14 protein-coding genes and 1 tRNA gene are annotated in these 20,461 nt (G+C 65.9%); 14 read left to right on the top strand and 1 reads right to left on the bottom strand.

Annotated features, from left to right (window positions below; translation table 11 throughout):
* Positions 1–16: 16 nt before the first annotated feature.
* The 8 genes from ACE3RX_RS09375 (at position 17) to fliL (ending at position 9,920) form a co-directional block, all read left to right on the top strand.
* Positions 17–2,773 carry an ATP-binding protein gene (locus ACE3RX_RS09375; RefSeq protein ID WP_374482812.1) on the top strand — a complete coding sequence of 919 codons (2,757 nt, stop codon included), beginning with the start codon at positions 17–19 and terminating at the stop codon, positions 2,771–2,773.
* 74 nt (positions 2,774–2,847) lie between these two features.
* Positions 2,848–3,222 (top strand): response regulator transcription factor, encoded by a 375-nt coding sequence (locus ACE3RX_RS09370; RefSeq protein WP_374482664.1) that lies wholly within the window; start codon positions 2,848–2,850, stop codon positions 3,220–3,222.
* A gap of 43 nt (positions 3,223–3,265) precedes the next feature.
* Positions 3,266–5,431 (top strand): exonuclease domain-containing protein, encoded by a 2,166-nt coding sequence (locus ACE3RX_RS09365; RefSeq protein WP_374482662.1) that lies wholly within the window; start codon positions 3,266–3,268, stop codon positions 5,429–5,431.
* Positions 5,432–5,443: 12 nt separating this feature from the next.
* The gene (locus ACE3RX_RS09360) at positions 5,444–6,865 is read left to right on the top strand and encodes a DUF294 nucleotidyltransferase-like domain-containing protein (protein ID WP_374482660.1); all 1,422 of its coding nucleotides are present in this window, start codon (positions 5,444–5,446) and stop codon (positions 6,863–6,865) included.
* 77 nt (positions 6,866–6,942) lie between these two features.
* The gene (locus ACE3RX_RS09355) at positions 6,943–7,206 is read left to right on the top strand and encodes a DUF4212 domain-containing protein (RefSeq protein WP_374482658.1); all 264 of its coding nucleotides are present in this window, start codon (positions 6,943–6,945) and stop codon (positions 7,204–7,206) included.
* Positions 7,207–7,218: 12 nt separating this feature from the next.
* The gene (locus tag ACE3RX_RS09350) at positions 7,219–9,255 is read left to right on the top strand and encodes a sodium:solute symporter family protein (protein WP_374482656.1); all 2,037 of its coding nucleotides are present in this window, start codon (positions 7,219–7,221) and stop codon (positions 9,253–9,255) included.
* Positions 9,256–9,311: 56 nt separating this feature from the next.
* Positions 9,312–9,402: transfer RNA gene (locus tag ACE3RX_RS09345), tRNA-Ser, on the top strand.
* A gap of 62 nt (positions 9,403–9,464) precedes the next feature.
* On the top strand, positions 9,465–9,920 hold the full coding sequence (fliL, locus tag ACE3RX_RS09340) for a flagellar basal body-associated protein FliL (protein ID WP_374482654.1): 456 nt from the start codon (positions 9,465–9,467) through the stop codon (positions 9,918–9,920).
* A 6-nt stretch (positions 9,921–9,926) separates the two neighbouring features.
* Here fliL and ACE3RX_RS09335 read toward each other — a convergent pair whose 3' ends face one another.
* Positions 9,927–10,823 (bottom strand): LysR substrate-binding domain-containing protein, encoded by an 897-nt coding sequence (locus tag ACE3RX_RS09335; protein ID WP_374482652.1) that lies wholly within the window; start codon positions 10,821–10,823, stop codon positions 9,927–9,929.
* Positions 10,824–11,055: 232 nt separating this feature from the next.
* Here ACE3RX_RS09335 and ACE3RX_RS09330 point away from each other — a divergent pair, with 232 nt between their 5' ends.
* The 6 genes from ACE3RX_RS09330 to ACE3RX_RS09305 all read left to right on the top strand — a co-directional run bounded on the left by ACE3RX_RS09330 (position 11,056) and on the right by ACE3RX_RS09305 (position 20,408).
* Complete coding sequence (locus ACE3RX_RS09330) at positions 11,056–12,714, top strand: DUF1302 domain-containing protein (RefSeq protein ID WP_374482810.1); 1,659 nt, start codon at positions 11,056–11,058, stop codon at positions 12,712–12,714.
* A gap of 27 nt (positions 12,715–12,741) precedes the next feature.
* On the top strand, positions 12,742–14,106 hold the full coding sequence (locus ACE3RX_RS09325; RefSeq protein WP_374482650.1) for a DUF1329 domain-containing protein: 1,365 nt from the start codon (positions 12,742–12,744) through the stop codon (positions 14,104–14,106).
* Between the two features lie 148 nt (positions 14,107–14,254).
* Complete coding sequence (locus tag ACE3RX_RS09320; RefSeq protein WP_374482648.1) at positions 14,255–15,367, top strand: WD40/YVTN/BNR-like repeat-containing protein; 1,113 nt, start codon at positions 14,255–14,257, stop codon at positions 15,365–15,367.
* Positions 15,364–17,787, top strand: a complete 2,424-nt coding sequence (locus ACE3RX_RS09315) for an RND family transporter (RefSeq protein ID WP_374482646.1) — start codon at positions 15,364–15,366, stop codon at positions 17,785–17,787. Before ACE3RX_RS09320 ends, ACE3RX_RS09315 begins: the two co-directional genes overlap by 4 nt.
* 57 nt (positions 17,788–17,844) lie before the next feature.
* A complete protein-coding gene (locus tag ACE3RX_RS09310) occupies positions 17,845–18,876 on the top strand; it encodes a universal stress protein (RefSeq protein WP_374482644.1) in 1,032 nt (343 codons plus the stop codon).
* Positions 18,877–18,983: 107 nt separating this feature from the next.
* Positions 18,984–20,408 carry a methyl-accepting chemotaxis protein gene (locus ACE3RX_RS09305; RefSeq protein WP_374482641.1) on the top strand — a complete coding sequence of 475 codons (1,425 nt, stop codon included), beginning with the start codon at positions 18,984–18,986 and terminating at the stop codon, positions 20,406–20,408.
* Positions 20,409–20,461: the final 53 nt, after the last annotated feature.

Below are 20,461 nucleotides of genomic sequence, written 5' to 3'. Positions count from 1 at the left end.
CTGCCACGGGACGTGCATCATGACCGGCAGCATGGTCGTCGTCGTGTCCCTCCTGTACCTGCTGCTGCTGTTTGCAGTGGCATATGCGGGCGACAAGCGGGCGGATGCCGGCCGTTCGCTCATTGCCCATCCTTCCATCTACGCCCTGTCCCTGGCGGTGTACTGCACGACCTGGACGTACTACGGCAGTGTCGGGCGGGCGGCCTCGTCGGGCTTCGGTTTCGTGCCGATCTTCCTTGGGCCGACCCTGATGGTTGGGCTGTGGTGGTTCGTCATGCTGAAAATGGTGCGGATCAGCAAGACCTTGCGGATCACCTCCATCGCTGACTTCATCGCTTCCCGCTACGGCAAGAGCCATCTGCTCGGCGGCTTGGTGACGGTCATCGCAGTGCTCGGCGTGATTCCGTATATCGCGCTGCAACTGAAGGCGGTGTCTACCAGTTTTGCGATCATCATTCAGTATCCGGCGATCGTAATGCCGCCGAAGACGGCGAACATGCCCTGGCTGACGGACACCACGCTGTACATCGCGCTGATCATGGCCGCCTTCACGATCCTCTTCGGTACCCGCCACCTGGATGCCACCGAGCGCCACGAGGGGATGGTGGCGGCGGTGGCCTTCGAGTCGCTGGTCAAGTTGCTGATCTTCCTGGCCGTCGGTGTCTACGTCACCTTCGGGATATTCGACGGCTTCGCGGATCTGTTCTCCCGCGCGGCCGCAACCCCCGGGCTGGCGCGCCTGATGACCATGGGCGCCAGCGGCAACAGCTATGGCAGCTGGTTTGCGATGACCCTGCTGTCCATGCTGGCGCTGATGTTCCTGCCGCGTCAGTTCCAGGTGGGGGTGGTGGAGAACGTCAACGAAAATCACCTGCGCCGGGCCATCTGGCTGTTCCCTCTGTACCTGCTGCTGATCAACATCTTCGTGCTGCCGATCGCCTTGGGCGGGATGATGCATTTCGCGGGGCGCGACGTGGATGCCGATACCTTCGTGCTGACTTTGCCGATGGCATTCGGCGATGGCTGGCTGGCCCTGCTCGTGTTCATCGGCGGGCTGTCGGCGGCTACGGGCATGGTGATCGTTGAGACGATTGCGCTATCGACGATGGTCTGCAACGACCTGGTGATGCCTTTCCTGCTGCGCTACCGTTGGCTGCCGCTGCAGGGCGAGGCCGACTTGTCCGGCGTCCTGCTGGGAATCCGGCGCTGGGCGATCGTGCTGATCCTGCTCCTTGGTTACCTGTATTTCCGCTTCGCCGGCGAGGCTCATGCGCTGGTCAGCATCGGGCTGATCAGTTTCGCAGCGGTGGCCCAGTTTGCACCGGCCATGCTCGGCGGCATGTACTGGCATGGGGCGACCCGGAGCGGGGCGCTGGCGGGGCTGTCCTGTGGCTTTGCCGTCTGGTTGTACACGCTGTTGCTGCCGTCCTTTGCCAAGTCGGGCTGGTTGCCGGCGGATTTCCTGCGTAGCGGCCTGTTCGGCATCGAGAGCCTGCGCCCGCAGGAGATGTTCGGCCTGCAAGGCATCGACCCGATCGCCCATAGCCTGTACTGGAGCCTGCTGGCGAACATCGCTGCCTATGTCTGTGTTTCCCTGCGGCGGCGCCCTAACGCGGTTGAGGCCGGGCAGGCGACATTGTTCGTCGATGTCTTCAAGCAGACGCGTCCCGATGGCGAGGCATTCTGGCGCGGCAGCGCGCAGGTCAAGGATCTGCTGCCGCTGATCGGGCGCTTCATCGGCCGGGAGCGCGCCTACAAGGTCTTCGCCGACTATGCGGAGAGCCGCGGGGTCGCTGGCGTGGAGGCCTTGCAGGCCGATGCGGCCCTCGTGCACTTCGCCGAGACCACCCTGGCGGGGGCCATTGGCAGCGCCTCGGCGCGGGTCATGGTGGCCTCCGTCGTGCAGGAAGAGCCGCTGGGCCTCGACGAGGTGATGAACATCCTCGACGAGGCCTCTCAGATCCTGGCCTATTCCCATCGCCTGGAACAGAAGTCGCAGGAGCTCGAGGCGGCTACACGCGAACTGAGCGCCGCCAACGAACGTCTCAAGGAAGTGGATCGTCTTAAGGACGATTTCATGTCGTCGGTGACCCATGAGTTGCGTACGCCGTTGACCTCGATCCGCGCTTTTTCCGAGATGTTGCTGGAGGATCCGGAGATCGACGTGGCCGACCGGACGCGCTTCCTGGCCATCATCGTCAGCGAGGCGGAGCGCCTGACCCGCCTGGTGAACCAGGTCCTCGACATGGCCAAGCTGGAGGCTGGTCACGCCGAGTGGCACAACGGGGAGGTCAGCCTGATCGAGGTGGTCGAGCAGGCGGTGGCGGCCACCAGCCAGCTTTTCAAGGACCGCAAGGTCGAGCTGGTGGTCCAGCTCCCTGAGCGTGTCCCGCTGCTGCTGGCGGACCGGGATCGCCTCGTGCAGGTGGTGCTGAACCTGCTGTCCAATGCGGTCAAGTTCGTCGCCCAGGGCAAGGGGCGGGTAACGATCGCGCTGCGCGAAACATCCGAGGGGCTGCGCGTCGATGTGCGGGACAATGGGCCGGGCTTAAGCACCGAGGAGCAGGGCATCGTTTTCGAGAAATTCCGCCAGGGCGGCGATGCGATGACCGACAAGCCCCAGGGAACCGGCCTCGGCTTGCCGATCAGCCGGCAGATCGTCGAGCATTATGGCGGCAGGCTGTGGGTCGACAGCGCGCCGGGGGAGGGCGCATGTTTCTCGTTTTTGTTGCCTTGCGGCAAATCAACAGAAACGAAAGATGAGGCAGGATAAACTATAAATTCTCGCGTCCGGCTGGTGCTGCGTATCGGTACCACGATCCGGGATGACGAAGAGGGAGGGGATAGATGACTAAAAAAATACTGATAGCGGATGACGAGCAAAACATCGTCATTTCTTTGGAATTCCTGATGAAGCGAGAGGGCTTCGAGGTGTGCATCGCCAGCGACGGGCAGGAAGCTCTTGACTTGGCGCGCCGCGAATCGCCCGATCTGGTGCTGCTCGACGTGATGATGCCGCGCAAGAACGGCTACGAAGTCTGCCAGGAAATCCGTGCTGAGCCTGCACTGCACGGTACGCGCATCCTGATGCTGACCGCCAAGGGGCGAGAGACCGAAGTGGCCAAGGGGTTGGCGATGGGGGCCGATGCCTACATGACCAAGCCGTTCTCCACACGGGAGCTGGTGGCCAAGGTCAAGGCCTTGCTGGAGCTTCCCGCTTGAGCCCGCCGTTGGCGGCGCGGCGCAACGTTCGGGAGGTTTTCCTGTGAGTGTCAAATCCAGGCAGGGGCTGGCAATCCTGGCCGCCTGCGTATTGGTCGTGGGTGTCCTCGCGGTGGCCGGCATCGCCCTCTGGCGCGATCTCTCTCCCAGTGAGCGCGAAGTGCTGGAGCCCATCCTCAATCCCCGCTTTGGTCTGCTGATCATGATCGGACTGGTCGGGGCGGGGGCGGCGGCGGTGCTGATGAAGCCGTTTGCGGAGGCGGCCTTTGCGGCGCCGGCGCAACTGGCCGACGAGGTCGGGCTGATCGTTGGCACCGATCCGGCCCGCCGGCTCAAGCCGCTGGGCTCGCCAGAGCTGCAGCGCATCGCCGAGTTGGTCAATCAGTTGGCCGACCAGCGGCGCAGCCTGCAGGAGGACGTGGAGGCCCGCATCGGCGAGGCGCGCCGCTCGGTGGAGGAAGAACGCAACCGGTTGGCGGCGCTGATGTCGGAGCTCAGCCAGAGCGTCGTCGTTTGCAACCTCGACGGCCGCATCCTGCTCTACAACAATCGCGCCCGCCTGCAGTTCAAGGCCATGTCGGATACGCCGACGGCGGCGGGAGGCGGAGAGATCATCGGCCTTGGCCGCTCGATCTACCTGGTCTTCGAGCGCAGCCTCATCACCCATGCCCTGGAGAGCATCCAGGAGCGCATCCGCCGGCGTAGCGCGCAACCGGTGGCGAATTTCGTCACCACCACCCGGGCCGGCCAGTTGCTGCGCGTGCAGATGGCGCCGGTGCTGGGCAGCGGCGAGGCGGAGGGTGAACCGGCCATGTCGGGCTTTGTGCTGATGCTCGACAACATCACCCGCAACTTCGAGGTCGAGACCCGTCGCGATCAGATGCTTCACACCCTCACCGAGGGCAGCCGCTCGTCCCTGGCCAACCTGCGGGCGGCCGCGGAGATGCTGGAATATCCTGACCTCGATGCTGAATTGAAGGACCGTTTCCTGAAGGTCATCCGCGATGAAGTGCAGGGCATGAGCACGCGCCTTGACGAGACCGCCAACGCCTTCGCCGACTCCCTCAAGACCCGCTGGCCCCTCGATGAGATGCTCGGTGCCGACCTCGTGGCGGCGGCCCAGCGGCGCATCGAGAAGAAGCTCGGCCTGCCCACCAAGCTGGAGGACGTGGATCCGCAGGTGTGGGTGAAGGTGGACAGCTTCTCGCTGTTGCAGGCCATTGGCTATCTGGCGAGCAGACTGTCCGACGAGTTCGAGGTGCGCGAGGTGCGCTTCCGCCTCAGCGCCGCCGGGCGCCTGGCCCACCTGGACCTGATCTGGTCGGGGCAGGCCATGAGCACCGAGACGGTAATGGCCTGGGAGCTGGAGCCGATGACCTTCGCCGGCGAGAACTCGCCGCTGACGGTGCGCGACGTCATCGAGCGCCACGACGGCGAGATCTGGCTGCAGCGGGAAAAGACCCAGCATCGTGCCTTCTTCCGCCTGCTGCTGCCGTCGGCGATCCCCCAGGAGCAGATCGAGGCAGCGGCCTACCTGAAAGGCGACAGCCGGCCGGAGTACTACGACTTCGACCTGTTCAAGCAGACCCCGGCGAGCCATGAACTCGATGACTGCCTGCTGTCGGAACTGACTTTCACGGTCTTCGATACCGAGACCACCGGGCTCAACCCGTCGGAAGGGGACGAGATCATCCAGATCGGTGCAACCCGCATCGTCAATGGCAAGCTGCGCAAGTCCGAGTCCTTTGACCAGCTGGTTGACCCGCAGCGTGACCTGCCGGAAGAGTCGATCAAGATCCACGGCATCACGCCTGACATGTTGGCTGGCCAGCCGACGATGGGCAAGGTGCTGCCGGCTTTCCACGCTTTCGCCGAGGACACCGTGCTGGTGGCCCACAACGCGGCCTTCGACATGCGCTTCCTGCAGCTCAAGGAGGCGAGTACCGGTATTCGCTTCGCGCAACCGGTACTCGATACCCTGCTGCTGTCGGCGGTACTGCATCCGTCCCAGGAGTCCCACCGCCTGGAGGCGATCAGCGAGCGCATGGGGGTCAGCGTGATGGGGCGCCACACCGCGCTGGGTGACGCGATCGTCACCGGAGAGGTGTTCCTGCGCATGATCCCGTTGCTGGCCGAAATGGGTATCCGGACGCTTGGCGAAGCCCGCCGTGCGTCCGAGAAGACCTATTACGCGCGGGTCAAGTACTGAGGCCGGCGGCCCATGGGCACGGCTGTGACGGGAGTGCGTGCCGCCAGCCTGGCGGCCCTGCTGCGCCGGGCGCCGGTGGCGGTGTCGCCGGAGACCAGCGTCCGTGCCGCCCTTGGCCGCATGTGCGCCGAGCGGGTCGGTAGCGTGGTGGTGACTGATCCGCGTACGGACCTGCCGCTTGGCATCCTGACCCAGCGGGATGCGCTGCAGCGCGTCGCGCTGCCGGCCGGCGATCTCGACGCGGCCGTCGCCGGCGTCATGACCGGCGGGGTGGTGGCCTTGCCGCTGGATGCCAGCGTTCATCAAGGCCGCCTGGCCCTTGCCCGTCACGACCTGCGCCATCTGGTGGTGGTGGATGAGCTGGGCCGTTTCGCCGGTGTGTTGTGCCGTGGAGATCTGTACGCCCAGGGGCGGCTGGCAACTGACGACCTGATCGAGACGATCCAGGCCGTGGATGGGGCGGACGCCCTGGTTGCGGCGGCGCGCCGCCTGCACGCGGAGGGCGGTGAGCGCGTCGAGATGGGTGAAGGGGCGGGCCAACTTGGGGAGTGGATTTCGATCCTCAATGACCTGATCGTGCAGAAGGCCATCGAGCTGGCCGAAGCCGAGTTCGAGCTGCCGCTGGTGCGCTGGTGCTGGCTGGGTTTCGGCTCCGAGGGGAGGCTTGAACAGACCCTCTCCACCGATCAGGACAATGGCCTGATCTTCCTGCCGGAAGGGCATGAGGATGCCAGTCGGTTGCGCGCCCGTTTCCTGCCCTTTGCGCAGCGGGTCAATGCCTTGCTCGATGCCTGCGGTTATTCCCTGTGCCGCGGTGGGATCATGGCCGGCAATCCTAAGTGGTGCCTGTCCGTCGACGAGTGGCGGGGGCAGTTCACCGAGTGGATGTGCTCCGCTGATCCGGAAAGCCTGCTCAACGGCACAATCTTCTTCGACCTGCGCGCGCTGGCCGGCGACGCCACACTGGCGTCCGGCCTGATGCGCTGGCTGCTCGATTGTGCGGCTGACAACGACCTCTTTCTGCGCTTCATGGCTGGCAACGCCCTGAGCAGCGGCCCACCGCTGGGCCGGATCCGCGATTTCGTCGTCGATCGCCGCAGCGGCCTGCTGGATCTGAAGCGTGATGGCAGCCGGCCCTTTGTCGATGCGGCACGCATCCTGGCGCTCGCCTGCAGGATTGCCGACACTTCGACGGTCGGGCGCCTGCGGGCGGCGGGGACCGCGCTCGGCTGGGCGCCACGGGATGTGGCGCCGCTGGTGGAAGCCTTCGATTTCATCCAGCTCCTGCGTCTGCGCCGTCAGAAGGCGGCCACGCATCCGCCGAACCTGGTGGCACCCGCCGAACTCAACGAGATGGAGCGGGTCCGCCTGAAGGAATCTTTCCGGCGGGGCCGCCACCTGCAGCAACTGCTCGCGCTGCGCTACCAGCTTTAGGGCCCATGCATGAACGCTATACTCGGGTCTTGGCAGGGGTGCCGGCCAGGCACCATGGCAGGACAGGAGAGTGATGGATGAGCGATACCGACACGAGAAAGCAGGCCTACTGGAGGGCCACGCTGCGTCTCACGTCTGCCTTGCTGTTGCTGTGGGCGGCGGTGAGCTTCCTGCCCGGCTGGTTTGCCGGGGAGCTGAACACCATCGAATTCCTGGGCTGGCCGCTGGGGTTCTACATGGCGGCCCAGGGGGCGCTGCTGGTGTTCCTGGCGATCGTCTGGATTTACGCGCACTGCATGGACAGGCTGGACCGCCGCTTCGGCGTCCGTGACGATCACTGAGGCCACGACTGGATGACTTCCCTTGCCGCGTTTTCCCGCCGTCTTCGACGTTATTACCTCCTCTATTCCCTTGGTTTCGTGGCCTTCGTCGGCTTGCTGGCGGTGGCCGAGCGCTTTGGGCTGACGCCGCACTGGATCGGGCAGATCTTCCTGTTCGCGACGATCGCCATCTATGCGTCGATCGGCGTGATGAGCCGTACCTCCGACGTGTCCGAATACTATGTGGCTGGCCGCCGCGTGCCGGCGATGTTCAACGGCATGGCGACTGCCGCGGACTGGATGAGTGCCGCTTCCTTCATCGGTCTGGCAGGCACGCTGTACTACGCTGGCTTCGAGGGCCTGGCCTTCGTGGTCGGGTGGACCGGCGGCTATGTGCTGGTAGCCATCCTGCTGGCGCCCTACCTGCGCAAGTTCGGCCAGTTCACCATTCCGGACTTCCTCGGTGCGCGCTACGAAGGGCATTTCGCTCGGGTCGTCGGAGTGTTTGCGGGGGTGCTGGCCAGCTTCGTGTATGTCGTCGCGCAGATCTACGGCGTCGGCCTGATCACCAGCCGCTTCATCGGCATCGAGTTCGAGATCGGCGTGTTCGTCGGCCTGGCTGGCGTGCTGGTGTGTTCCTTCCTGGGCGGGATGCGGGCGGTGACCTGGACCCAGGTCGCCCAGTACGTGATCCTGATCGTCGCCTACCTGGTGCCGGTGACCATTCTGTCCTACAAGGTCACTGGCGTTCCGGTGCCCCAGGTGGTGTACGGGCGGGTGTTGCAGGATCTGGGGGTCAAGGAACTCGAACTGTTCTCCGAGCCGCGGGAGAACGCCGTGCATGCCCAGTTCCGGGCGCGGGCCGACGAGTATGCGCGGAAGATCGTGGACCTGCCGGAGTCGCTGGCAGCGGAGCGCGTCGTGCAGATCCGGCGCGTCAATGAACTGCGGACCTCAGGGGCGCCGGCGCGGGAGATCGCCGCCGCCGAGCGGGCCCTTCGCGATCTGCCGCGCACGCCGGACGAGGCGCGCCTGAAGTGGGAGCGGGTGCGCCAGGAGAGCCTGGCGCGATCCGTCAACCCGGCGGCCCACGCGGAGGCTTTCCCTGGCACCGAGCCGCAAAGCAAGGCCAGTGAGCGCAACAACTTCATCGCGCTGAGCTTCGTGCTGATGGTCGGCACGGCGGCGCTACCGCATATCCTGACCCGTTACTACACCACACCGACCGTCCGCGAGGCGCGTCACTCGGTGTTCTGGTCGCTGTTCTTCATCTCCTTGTTGTATCTCACGGCGCCGGCTTACGCGGTCTTTGCCAAGTGGGAGGTCTATAGCAACCTGGTCGGCTCCAGCATCGCGACCTTGCCCCACTGGGTGGCCTCGTGGGCGCGCACGGGCCTGGTGCGGGTGGAGGACATCAATGGCGATGGCATTCTCCAGTTGGCCGAACTCAGTATCAACAGCGACGCGATCCTGCTGCTGGTGCCCGAGATCGCCGGGCTGCCCTACGTCGTGTCGGGCCTGGTGGCGGCCGGTGGGCTGGCGGCCGCCCTGTCCACCGCGGACGGCCTGCTGCTGACGATTTCCCACGCCCTGTCCCACGACCTGTATTACCAGATGGTCAATCCCAATGCATCCACCCAGCGCCGCCTGGTGATCACCAAGTCCCAGCTGCTGGTGGTGGCGGTGGTGGCCGCATGGGTGGCGTCGATGCGGCCGGACAGCATCCTGTTCATGGTCGGCCTGGCCTTCTCGATCGCCGCGTCGGCCTTCTTCCCGGCGCTGGTGTTGGGCATCTTCTGGAAGCGCGCCAACAAATGGGGCGCGGTGGCCGGTATGGTGGCTGGACTGGGGGTGACGCTGTTCTACATCGCGCGCACCCATACCTTTTTCGGTGGCAGCATGGAGGCGGCCTGGCTCGACATCAATCCGATCTCCTGCGGGGTCTTTGGCGTGCCGGTGGGCTTCATCGTCATTGCCGTCGTCAGCCTGCTGACACCGCCGCCGTCGGCTGAGGTGCAAGCTCTGGTGGACTTCGTGAGGCTGCCCGATGGCCAGGAGGTACGCAGGTGATTTCAAAAAAGGCTTTGACTTTTTTAAATTCTAGTATATAGTGCCGCCTCCACTTAGGAGAGGTGGATGAGCGGTTTAAGTCGCACGCCTGGAAAGCGTGTTCAGGGTAATACCCTGACGCGGGTTCGAATCCCGCCCTCTCCGCCAAATTCAGAAAACGCCCCGAAAGGGGCGTTTTTGCTATGTGCTGACCGAAGAGGCTTCCGTCCATGCTGAACGTCCGTGCAATCCTTCGCGCCGTTTTCCTGTGTGTATGCATGCTCGGATCGGCCGTTCCGGCTTTTGCCAACGAACATGGAGGCGGGGGCGGCGGTGCCAGCGAATTCGTGCCGCTGGAAGTGATTACCACCAACCTGGCACCGGAGCCGGGTGGGGAGAGCCGCTTCATCCAGATCGCGATCACCTTCCGCCTCAACGATCCGGCGGCGGCATCGGTCATTACCGCCTACATGCCGATCATCCGGCATCAGATCCTGATGCTGCTGTGCGCCCATTCAGGGTCGGAACTGCAGTCGATACAGGCTCGCGAGGAACTCGTCGAGGAAATCAAGGACGCGGCCAATTCCACGGTTGGCACTCCGGCAAGGACCGACAAGCAGGGGCGTCGAAAGCCGGCGGAAGGCCCGGTGAAGCACGCGCTGTTCACGTCCTTCATCATCCAGTAAGCCTTTTCAGGCCGTCTCTTCCCGGTAGCGTTCCGCGGTATCGAGGAAGGCAGCCAGGATCGGAGACTGGTCATCCTTGCGGTAGATGCAGCTGAGGTCCACGAAGAAGTTCGGCGGGGTGTCAGCCAACTGGCGATAGACCACGCCGGGAAACTGCAGCGTGGTGGCCGAGTCGGGCACCAGGCACACCCCGAAACCACCGGCCACCAGCGCGACGCCGGTGACGGCATCGCCCACTTCCTGCGAAATCTGCGGCTGGAAGCCGCTGTCTGCACACAGGCCGATCACCTTGTCGATGAAGCTCGGCCGCGCGCCGGTGGGAAACAGCACCATCGGATGGTCCTGCAACTCTGCGAAGCGGATCACTGGTTGGGCGGCGAGTGGATGCTCGGCCGGCACGGCCAACAGCAGGGATTCCGTGGTGACCTGCTTGATGTCTAGGTCAGCCAGTGGGGCCAGCATGCGGTTGAAGCCCACCGAGATGCGGCGCTGGCGCAGTGCCTCGATCTGCTCGGCCTTGGTCATCGTGTGCAGCACCACTTTCACGTCGGGATAGCGGTTGCGGAAAGCCAGCAGCAGTTTCGGAATCGCGTCCAGGATCGCCGACCCGAAAATCCCCACGTCCAGCCGCCCGAGCTTGCCTTGGCCGGCCCGCTGAGTGCGTTCGGTGGCCTGCTCGACCAGCGCGCGGATGTTGCGCGCCTCCTCTAGAAACAGTTCTCCCGCCTGGGTCAGCTCCATGCCGCGCGGCGTGCGGATGAACAGCGTGACGCCCAGTTCCTCTTCCAGCTGCTGGATCTGTCGCGTCAACGGCGGTTGCGAGATGTGCAGCCGCGCCGCCGCGCGCCCGATGTTCTCCTCTTCGGCGACAGCGACGAAGTAGCGCAGGTGACGTAGATCCACGTTTCGATTCCCCTTTGTCATGTACCGGCAGGCCGGTCTTCTTGATGATACCTGTAGGGTATTAAGAAGGGGAAATAATGGTATTGGACGGTAATCCTCCCGCTCGATAACTTGCGCACCAACCCGCTGCGATTCAGGCCCGCGGCCTTCGCCACCAGACGGGCAACCAGACGCAAGACACATCACGCATGAGGAGGAAGACATGAACAAGCGTCCTTTCCGGACCGCCGCTATGGCCCCGTTTTGCCTGCGCCAACCCAAGCTGCATCTCGCCACGGTGCTGGCGCTTACGCTGCTGGGAAGTGGTGGGGCGAGCGCCGTCGCCATCGACACCGGCAACCCGGATGTGGCCCTGAGCTGGGATAACACGCTCAAGTACAGCGCCGCCTTCCGCGTGCGCAATGCCAACCCTTCGGTGGCCGACAACTCCCTCGGCCCCCAGGCCAACACCAACGATGGTGACCTCAATTTCGGCAAGGGCCTGATCTCCAATCGCTTCGACCTGCTGTCCGAGTTGGAGCTGCGCTACAAGAAGGACTTCGGCTTCCGCCTCAGCGGCGCCGCCTGGTACGACGACGTCTATAACCGCGGCAACGACAACCCCGGCGCGCTCGGCGGGGCGCTGGTCAATTCCCGCTCTGTCCGCTACGACGAATTCACCCGCGGCACCGAGCAACTGCACGGCCGCAAGGCCGAGCTGATGGACGCCTTCGGCTACATCAACTTCGCGCCCGGCGACATGAACGTCAACGTGAAGGGCGGCCGCTTCACGCAGCTTTACGGTGAGAGCCTGTTCTTTGGTAACAACGGCATCGCCGGTGCGCAGACGCCTCTAGACCTGATCAAGGCCCTGTCGGTCCCCAATTCCCAGTTCAAGGAGATCGCCCGTCCGGTCGGCCAGCTGTCCACCCAGGTCCAGCTCAGCCCGACCGTGTCGATCGGCGCCTACTACCAGCTCGAATGGCGCAAGACGCGCCTGCCGGCGGCGGGCAGCTACTTCAGCTTCGCCGACTTCGTCGATGTCGGCGGCGAATCCCTGATCCTAGGCCCTGGCGCGGTGCTCTACCGCAGCCAGGACATCGAACCGCGCAACTCCGGCCAGGGTGGTTTCCAGGTCAAGTTCAAGTCGGGTGACGCGGAGTACGGCTTCTACGCGGCCCAGTTCCACGACAAGCTGCCCCAGTTCTACGCACGCCCCGGCGTCAATGTGCGCGCCGGCAGCATCGGCGACTACGTGATGGTCTTCGGCGAGAACATCCGCACCGTCGGTGCCAGCGTCAGCACCCTGGTCGGCGAGACCAACGTGGCGGCCGAGCTGTCCTTCCGCGACAACATGCCGCTGGTGGCCTCCGGCAACGCCGTCATCACCAATGCCGACTCCAACGGCAAGGGCCGCGCGGCCTATCCGGTCGGCAAGACGATGCACCTCAACATGTCGGCGATCAGCGTGTTCGGCGCCAGCGCCCTGTGGGAAGGCGCGTCCTTTATCGGCGAGCTGGCCTACAACCGCCGCCTGTCGATCAGCGACAACGCCGACCAGCTCGATCCGCTGGCCACCAAGGATGCCAGCGCGCTGCAGTTCATCTTCCAGCCCGAATACTTCCAGGTGGTGCCCGGCGTCGACCTGCAAGTGCCGATCGGCATGAGCTACGGCATCAGCGGCCGCTCCTCGGTGAATGGCGCGCTGTTCCCGTCCGAGCACGGCGGCAACGTCAGCATCGGCGTGAAGGCGGACTACCAGAAGACCTGGCAGGGCAGCCTCAACTACACCCACTACATCGGATCGGCCGGCTCGGTGGTGCGCTATGGCACCGCGGTGCCCGAGCTGTCCTACCAGAACTTCCATGGCGACCGCGACTTCGTGTCCCTGTCGATCCAGCGCAGCTTCTGATTCGCATCAAGCAACGAGGAGACACACATGAACCAGACCAAGATTCTCGCCACCGCGCTGGTGGCCCTGCTGGCCGGCGGCCAGGCCGCCCATGCTGCGGTGAGCGCCGATGAGGCCGCCAAGCTGAAGAGCACGCTGACGCCGCTGGGCGGCGAGAAGGCCGGCAACAAGGACGGCAACAAGGACGGCAGCATCCCGGCCTGGAACGGCGGCATCACCAAGCCGCTGCCGGGCAAGAAGCTGGGCGTCATCCCGACCCAGATCTTCGCCGACGAAAAGCCGGTTTTCCAAGTCACCGCCAAGAACGCCGCCCAGTACGCCGACCTGCTGTCCGACGGCACCAAGGCGCTGCTCGCCAAGTATCCGGACAGCTTCCGTCTCGACGTCTATCCGTCCCACCGCACGGCCGCGGCGCCGCAGGAGGTGTACGACAACGTCTTCAAGAACGCCACCCGCTGCAAGACCAAGGACGGCGGCTACTCTCTTGAAGGCTGCATCGGTGGCACGCCCTTCCCGATTCCGAAGGAGGGCGTCGAGGTGATGTGGAACTACCTGATGCGCCTCGAAGCCGAGTCCATCGAATACCGCTTCAAGAACATCGTCGGCAACGCGGACGGCAGCAAGACCCTGGCCACCCGCAACGAGATCGCCTTCCAGTACCCGCAGTACTACAAGGACGCCACGCCCGAGAGCTGGTCCGGTGAGTACGCGATGTTCCGCTTCAACACCCTGGAGCCGCCATTCAAGGCTGGTGAGTCGCTGGTTATCCGCGACAGCATCGACATGAAGCAGTCCCGCCAGGCCTGGCAGTACCTGGTCGGCCAGCGTCGCGTGCGCCGCGCCCCGACGGTGTCCTACGACACGCCCGACTTCGTGGCCTCCGGTGCCAACTACTTCGACGAGGTGCAGGGCTTCTTCGGCGCCCTCGACCGTTTCCAGTGGAAGCTGATCGGCAAGAAGGAGCTGCTGATTCCCTACAACAACAACGGCTTCATCGGCGCCAAGCTGGACGATGCGATCGGCAAGCACCATCTCAATCCGGACCACGTGCGCTGGGAAAAGCACCGCGTATGGGTCGTCGAGGCCACTGTCGCACCTGGCAAGCGCCACGCGGTGCCCAAGCGTCGCTACTACCTGGACGAGGACACCTGGCTGATCGCGCTGGCTGACGGCTTCGACGCCGAAGGCAAGCTGTGGCGCACCACCCAGGTCACCCCCTTCGTGGTGCCGGCGCTGCCGGGCACGATGATGAAGACCGCCACCGTCTTCAACCTGCAGGCCAACACGATGAGCGTGATCCAGGCGCTCAACGAGGAAGAGTTCAAGATCGTGCCGCGCAAGAAGGAAACCTACTTCACCGGCGATGCGGTGGCGGCCGAGGCGGCCCGCTGAGTTCTCCCTCCCCAGGAAGGCCGGCCCGGCGCGCAGCCCGCGCAGGGTCCGGCCGACCCCGGTTCTTCCCTTGTTTTTCTGCGGCCTGCCGTGGCCGGTGTCGCGAACACCGGTGTTGCGTGGTAGTGCCGCGGAACAGGTGTTCAAGATGCGATCCTCTCTCTCCGCTCGTCGGTCGTTGCGCCTCGCCGCGACCTTCTCCTTGCTCGCGCTGCTGGCGCCAGCCGCCAGTGCGGCCGACACCCGCTCGGTGCCGGACCTGCTGGTGCAACCGGCCCAGCTCAATGCGCGCGCAGCCCATTCCCTGCAACTCTCCGTCGGTCGGGCCGGCAAGCGTCTGGTGTCGGTCGGCGAACGCGGGCTGGTGCTGCTGTCCGATGACGACGGCCGCAGCTGGCGGCAAGCCAAAGGCGTGCCGGTCAGCGTGGCGCTGACTTCGATCCATTTCGTGTCCGACAAGCTCGGTTGGGCGGTCGGCCATAGCGGCGTGGTGCTCCACAGCGCGGACGGTGGCGAGACCTGGCAGCGCCAGCTCGACGGCCGCCAGGCGGCGCAGATCGTCGCCGAGAACGCCCGCGCGCAGCTCGCCACCGGCGGCGACGCAGCCGCCCGCCATCTGCGTGAGGCCGAAGGCCTTCTGCAGGACGGGCCGGATAAACCCTTTCTTGGCGTCTTCTTCGCCGATGCCCAGCACGGCTGGATCGTCGGCGCCTACGGTCTTGCATTGGCCACCGCCGACGGCGGCAAGAGCTGGCAGTCCCTGATGACACGTATTCCCAACCCGGGCGGCAAGCACCTCTACGCCGTCAGCCAGGACGCCGGCGGCCTGTTGATCGCCGGTGAGCAGGGCGTGCTGTTCCGCTCCACCGACGGTGGCGCCAGCTTCCAGCGCTTGCAGACGCCCTACGCCGGCACCTTCTTCGGTGCGCTTGGCCTTGGCGGGCAGAGCCTGCTGGCCTACGGCCTGCGCGGTAACGCTTGGCGCGGCGACGGCGCCAGCTGGGCGCAGGTCGAACTCGCCCAGCCGGTCACGCTGACCGCCGGCCTGAAGCTGGCCGACGGCGCCGTGCTGCTGGCCGACGAAAGTGGCCGCCTGCTGCGCGGCGATGCGGCGGCCAACCGCTTCACGCCGCTGGCCACGTCCCTGCCCACCGGCCTCACCAGCATGGTCCAGGCCGCCGACGGCGCCCTGGTCGTTTCCGGCACCCGCGGCCTCAGCCGCGTGGAGCCCGCCACCCTCACTGCGGAAGCAAAGAAATGAGTCACGCCCACGATATTCCGGATGGCGTGGTGATCCGCGACCTCACGGCCTTCGATCCCCGCTCCGGCTCCCTGCCCGAACGCCTGCTGTTCAACAACCGCCTCGTCATCGTCGTCCTCTGTGCGCTGGTTAGCGTCTTCCTCGGCTACAAGGCCTTCGGCCTGTCGCTGAACGCCGCCTTCGAGAAGATGATCCCGACGAAGCATCCCTACATCGTCAACTTCCTGGAGAACCGCAGCCAGCTGGCCGGCATGGGCAACAGCCTGCGCATCGCGGTGGAGGCCAAGGACGGCACGATTTTCGACGTCGACTATCTCGACACGGTCAAGAAGATCGCCGACGAGCTGTTCCTGCAGCCCGGCGTGGATCGCCCCTACATGAAGTCCCTGTGGGCGCCGTCGGTGCGGTGGACCGGTGTCACCGAGGACGGCCTCGACGGCGGTCCGGTGGTGCCCGACGACTACGACGGCTCCGCCGAGAGCCTGGCCCAGGTGCGCCTCAACGTCGAGCGCTCCGGCGAGGTCGGCCAGCTGGTGGCCGCCAACTACAAGTCGAGCATCGTGCTGGTGCCGCTGCAGGACAAGGTCGCCGAAACCGGCGCGCGTATCGACTACCACGAGCTGTCCCAGCGCATCGAGGCGCTGCGTGCCAAGTACGAGTCGGACAAGATCGCCATCCACGTCACCGGCTTCGCCAAGGTGGTCGGCGACCTGATCGAGGGCCTGCAGCAGGTGCTGCTGTTCTTCGCCGCCGCCATCGCCATCTGCACCGTCGTGCTGTACTGGTACACCCGCTGCCTGCGCAGCACGCTGCTGGTGGTGCTGTGCTCGATGATCGCGGTGGTGTGGCTGCTCGGCCTGCTGCCGACCCTTGGCTACGAGCTGGACCCCTACTCGGTGCTGGTGCCCTTCCTCGTCTTCGCCATCGGCATGAGCCACGGCGCCCAGAAGATGAACGGCATCATGCAGGACGTGGGCCGCGGCACCCACAAGCTGGTGGCCGCCCGCTATACCTTCCGCCGCCTGTTCCTGGCCGGCATGACCGCGCTCTTGGCCGACGCGGTGGGCTTCGCGGTGCTGATGGTGATCGACATCCAGGTCATCCAGGATCTGGCCATCACTGCCAGCATCGGCGTGGCGGTGTTGATCTTCACCAACCTGGTGCTGCTGCCGATCCTGCTGTCCTACACCGGGGTCAGCCCCGAAGCGGCCCGCCGCAGCCTGCAGGCGGAGATCGCCGAAGCCGGCGACACGGCGCACCGCAAGCATCCGTTCTGGGCCTTCCTCGACCTGTTCACCCAGCGCAAGTGGGCCACTATCGCCGTGCTGCTAGGCACCGCGATGGGCCTTGCTGGCCTGGTGGTGAGCTTCCAGCTGAAGATTGGCGATACCGACCCCGGCGCGCCGGAGCTGCGTGCGGACTCCCGCTACAACCGGGACAACGCCTACATGGTGGCCAACTATGCGGCCAGCAGCGACGTGTACATCGTGATGGTGAAGACGCCCCAGTACGCCTGCGCCCACTACGACACGCTGACCGCCGTCGATGCGCTGGAGCGTGAGCTGCAGCAGCTGCCCGGCGTCGAGGCCACCAGCTCGCTGGCCGGCCTCGCCAAGGTCGCCAATGCCGGCATGAACGAAGGCAGCCTGAAGTGGTTCGAGATTCCCCGCTCCCAGGACAACCTCAACGCCATCATCACCCGCGCCCCGCGGGAGATGTTCAACCAGAACTGCGATCTGCTGACGGTGTACGCCTACCTCAAGGACCACAAGGCCGACACCCTCGCCAGCGTCGTCAAGGTGGTCGAGGACTTCGCCGGGCGGCATGCCACCGACGATCTGCGCATCCTCAACGCGGCCGGCAACGCCGGCATCGAGGCGGCCACCAACATCGTCGTCAAGAAGGCCAACGTGGAGATGCTCGGCCTGGTCTATCTGGCGGTGGTGGTGCTGGCATTCATCACCTTCCGTTCCTGGCGGGCGGTGATCTGCGCGGTGCTGCCGCTGATGCTCACCTCGGTGCTGTGCGAGGCGCTGATGGTGGCGCTCAACATTGGCGTCAAGGTTGCGACCTTGCCGGTGATCGCCCTTGGCGTCGGCATCGGCGTGGATTACGCGCTGTACATCATGACCGTCACGCTGGCCCGCCTGAAGGGGGGCATGAGCCTGTCGGAAGCCTATTACAAGGCGCTCACCTTCACCGGCAAGGTGGTGGTGCTGACCGGCATCACGCTGGGCATCGCCGTCGCCACCTGGGCCTGGTCGCCGATCAAGTTCCAGGCCGACATGGGCATCCTGCTGGCTTTCATGTTCATCTGGAACATGCTCGGCGCGCTGATCCTGCTGCCGGCGTTGGGGCATTTCCTGCTGCGCCAGAAGGTTACTCCCGTAGGGGCGAATGCATTCGCCCATGGCGCTTGATTGGTGCTTGGCGGGCGAATGAATTCGCCCCCACAGGAACTGAGGAGACAAGAACCCATGTATCGCCATTTGCTCGTACCCCTGGACGGCTCGGAACTGTCCTCCAGCCTGGTGAGCCAGGCCGTCGAATTCGCCCGTGCGCTCAAGGCGCGGATCACCTTTTTCACCGCCCGCGAGGACGTGGGCGGCAGCGGTGACGGGGCGCTGTTGCGCACGCTTTCGCCGGAGGACTTTGCTGCGGCGGCGGCCGGCGAGGCCAACGCGATTCTGGCCAAGGCGCTGGTGGCGGCGCGGGTCGTCGGGCTGGACTGCGAGGCGGTGGCCCGCACCGGCGCGCGGCCCTACGAACTGATCCTGTCCGTGGCCGCGGAGCGCGGTTGCGACCTGATTTTCATGGCTTCCCACGGCCATCGAGGTCTGCGCGGGCTGATGCTCGGCTCGCAGACCCAGAAGGTGCTGGCCCACAGCAGCCTGCCGGTGCTGGTGGCCAGCGTCGAGAGCAACGTCGCCAACGACGCGGCCCGCGCGGCCATCGACATCATCAAGGACGAGCACCGCGCCATCGCCGCCGTCGTCAATGGCCTGCGCCGTCAGGCCGGGCGGTTGAAAGGGGGCGCCGCCGGGGCGCCGGACCTGGACTTTGTTGCGGCGCTGCTCCATTACCTCCGCGCCTTTCCCGACGTGCTGCATCACCCCAAGGAGGAGCGTCACCTGTTCAGCCGCCTGGCCCGCCGTGACGGCGAACTGGATGCGCTGATCGCGACGCTGGAGCGGGAGCACCGGGACGGCGGCGCCCAACTGGCGGCCATCGACGCACTGTTGGCGGACGGGCGCCAGGACGCCGCGCGGCAGGGTGAGCTGGGCGTGGCGATCGAGCGCTTCGCCGACGCCCAGTGGCAGCACATCAGCACCGAAGAGAAGCTGATCCTGCCGGCGGCGCGCCGTCTCCTCGGTGACGAGGACTGGCGCGCTATTGAAGACGCCTTCCGCCAGAACGGGGACTGCCGCGTCGGCAGTGAGCAGGACTTGGCCTTCCGGCAGCTGTTCGTGCGTCTGATGAACGACGAGGCGGGGGGCGCGACGCCCTGAAGAGCCGTGAGGCGCATTCCTGCTGGTGCCGGTGATCCTGCGGGGGCGGCCTGTGCGTCGGCTCCCGCAGCTGTCATTCCCATCCGCCGTCCCAAGGAAGGTATTCCATGAGCACTGAAATTCTCGTTTCCGGGGTTGGCCTGATTCTGGTGCTGGCCACCTGCGCCTTGGCGTTTGCGCTGGCGCGTCGCCCGTTGCGCCAGGTGCAGCGGCAACTGGACGACATCCGCGGCCTGCTCGACGATCCGAGCGCGTCGGCCAGCGCTGCCGACTCGGTGCGCCGCCTCGAAGGGCTGCTGCAGCAAAAGGTGGCGGCGGCGCGCCGCATGGGCGAACTGGCCCGCGACCTGATGGTGTCCTCCGGCACGCTGGTGTCGTCCTTCACCGATGTCGTGCAGACCGCCGACCAGCAGTCGGAGCTGGCGCTGGCTGCTTCTTCTGCGGTCAATGGCATGGCGGCTGGCATTGGCGCCGTGTCGACGGAGGCCGGGCTGCTGCTCGGCATCGCCGCCGACGCCCACGCCCGGGCCTCCTCCGGCGGCGGCCGGGTGGCCGAGATGTCGGACAGCGTGCGCGAGCTGGCCGGTGTGGTCGGTGCGGTGGGGCAGGAGTTTGCCGGCGTGCATGCGCACATCGAGCAGATCGGCAAGATCGTGCAGATCATCCAGGGCATCGCCAGCCAGACCAACCTGCTGGCCCTCAACGCGGCCATCGAGGCGGCGCGGGCCGGTGAGCAGGGACGCGGCTTCGCGGTGGTGGCCGACGAGGTGCGCAAGCTTGCCGAGCGGACCAGCGAGGCGACGGTCAGCGTCGGCGAGATCATCGCCGCCATCGAGAGCGGCAGCGACGGGCTCAACGTGCTGCTGGCGCGGGTGAAGGAACAGGCCGGCGCCAGCGCCGACAGCACCGGCGAGGCGGCTGAGACCCTGGCGGCGATCGCCGATGGCGCCAGTCAGACGATGGCGGCGGTCGAGAACATCGTCAGCCGGGCCAACGGCGAAGCGGCCTCGGGCGGCCGCCTGGTGGACGAGATGGGCGGCGTGGCTGGCCTGGCGCGTGCCCTCGACGAGCGGGTCAATGGCTGCGATGCCGGCCTGCGCCAGCTGATGACCGGGTTGGTGGAGCTCAATGGCCTCAGCGTGGCCATCGACGTGCGCCGTGATGCGCTGGTGGCGTTGCTCGATGCCATCGAGGAGACCCGCACCAACAGCATTCTGGTGGTCAATTCGCGCAACCGCGAGCAGGCGCTGCCGCACGTGGAGCGCATCGAGGCGCTGGATGGGGTCGTCGATGCGCAGCTCACGCAGATCGACCGGGCCGTGCAGGACGAGGCGGGGCGGCGGGCGGTGCAGGCCTTCAAGGGCCGTCTGCAGGATTACCGTCGGGCCCGCAGCGGCATGCTGGAGCGCGCGCGGGCCGGCGATCTGGCGTGGATCCGCACGCAGGGTATCGAACGGGTGCGGCCGGCCTACCGGGCATTGAAGGACGCCTACGGGGCGCTGGTCGCCGGCCGGACCGCCGGCATCGCCTAGCCGGGGAAGGGGCGGAGTACAGTAGACCGACAAACGGCACGTCCGATGCCGCG

Source organism: Zoogloea sp. (genome assembly GCF_041914405.1).
Taxonomy (GTDB): domain Bacteria; phylum Pseudomonadota; class Gammaproteobacteria; order Burkholderiales; family Rhodocyclaceae; genus Zoogloea.
Note: the sequence above shows the minus strand (reverse complement) of the source record. Positions and strands in the feature narration are given on the sequence as shown.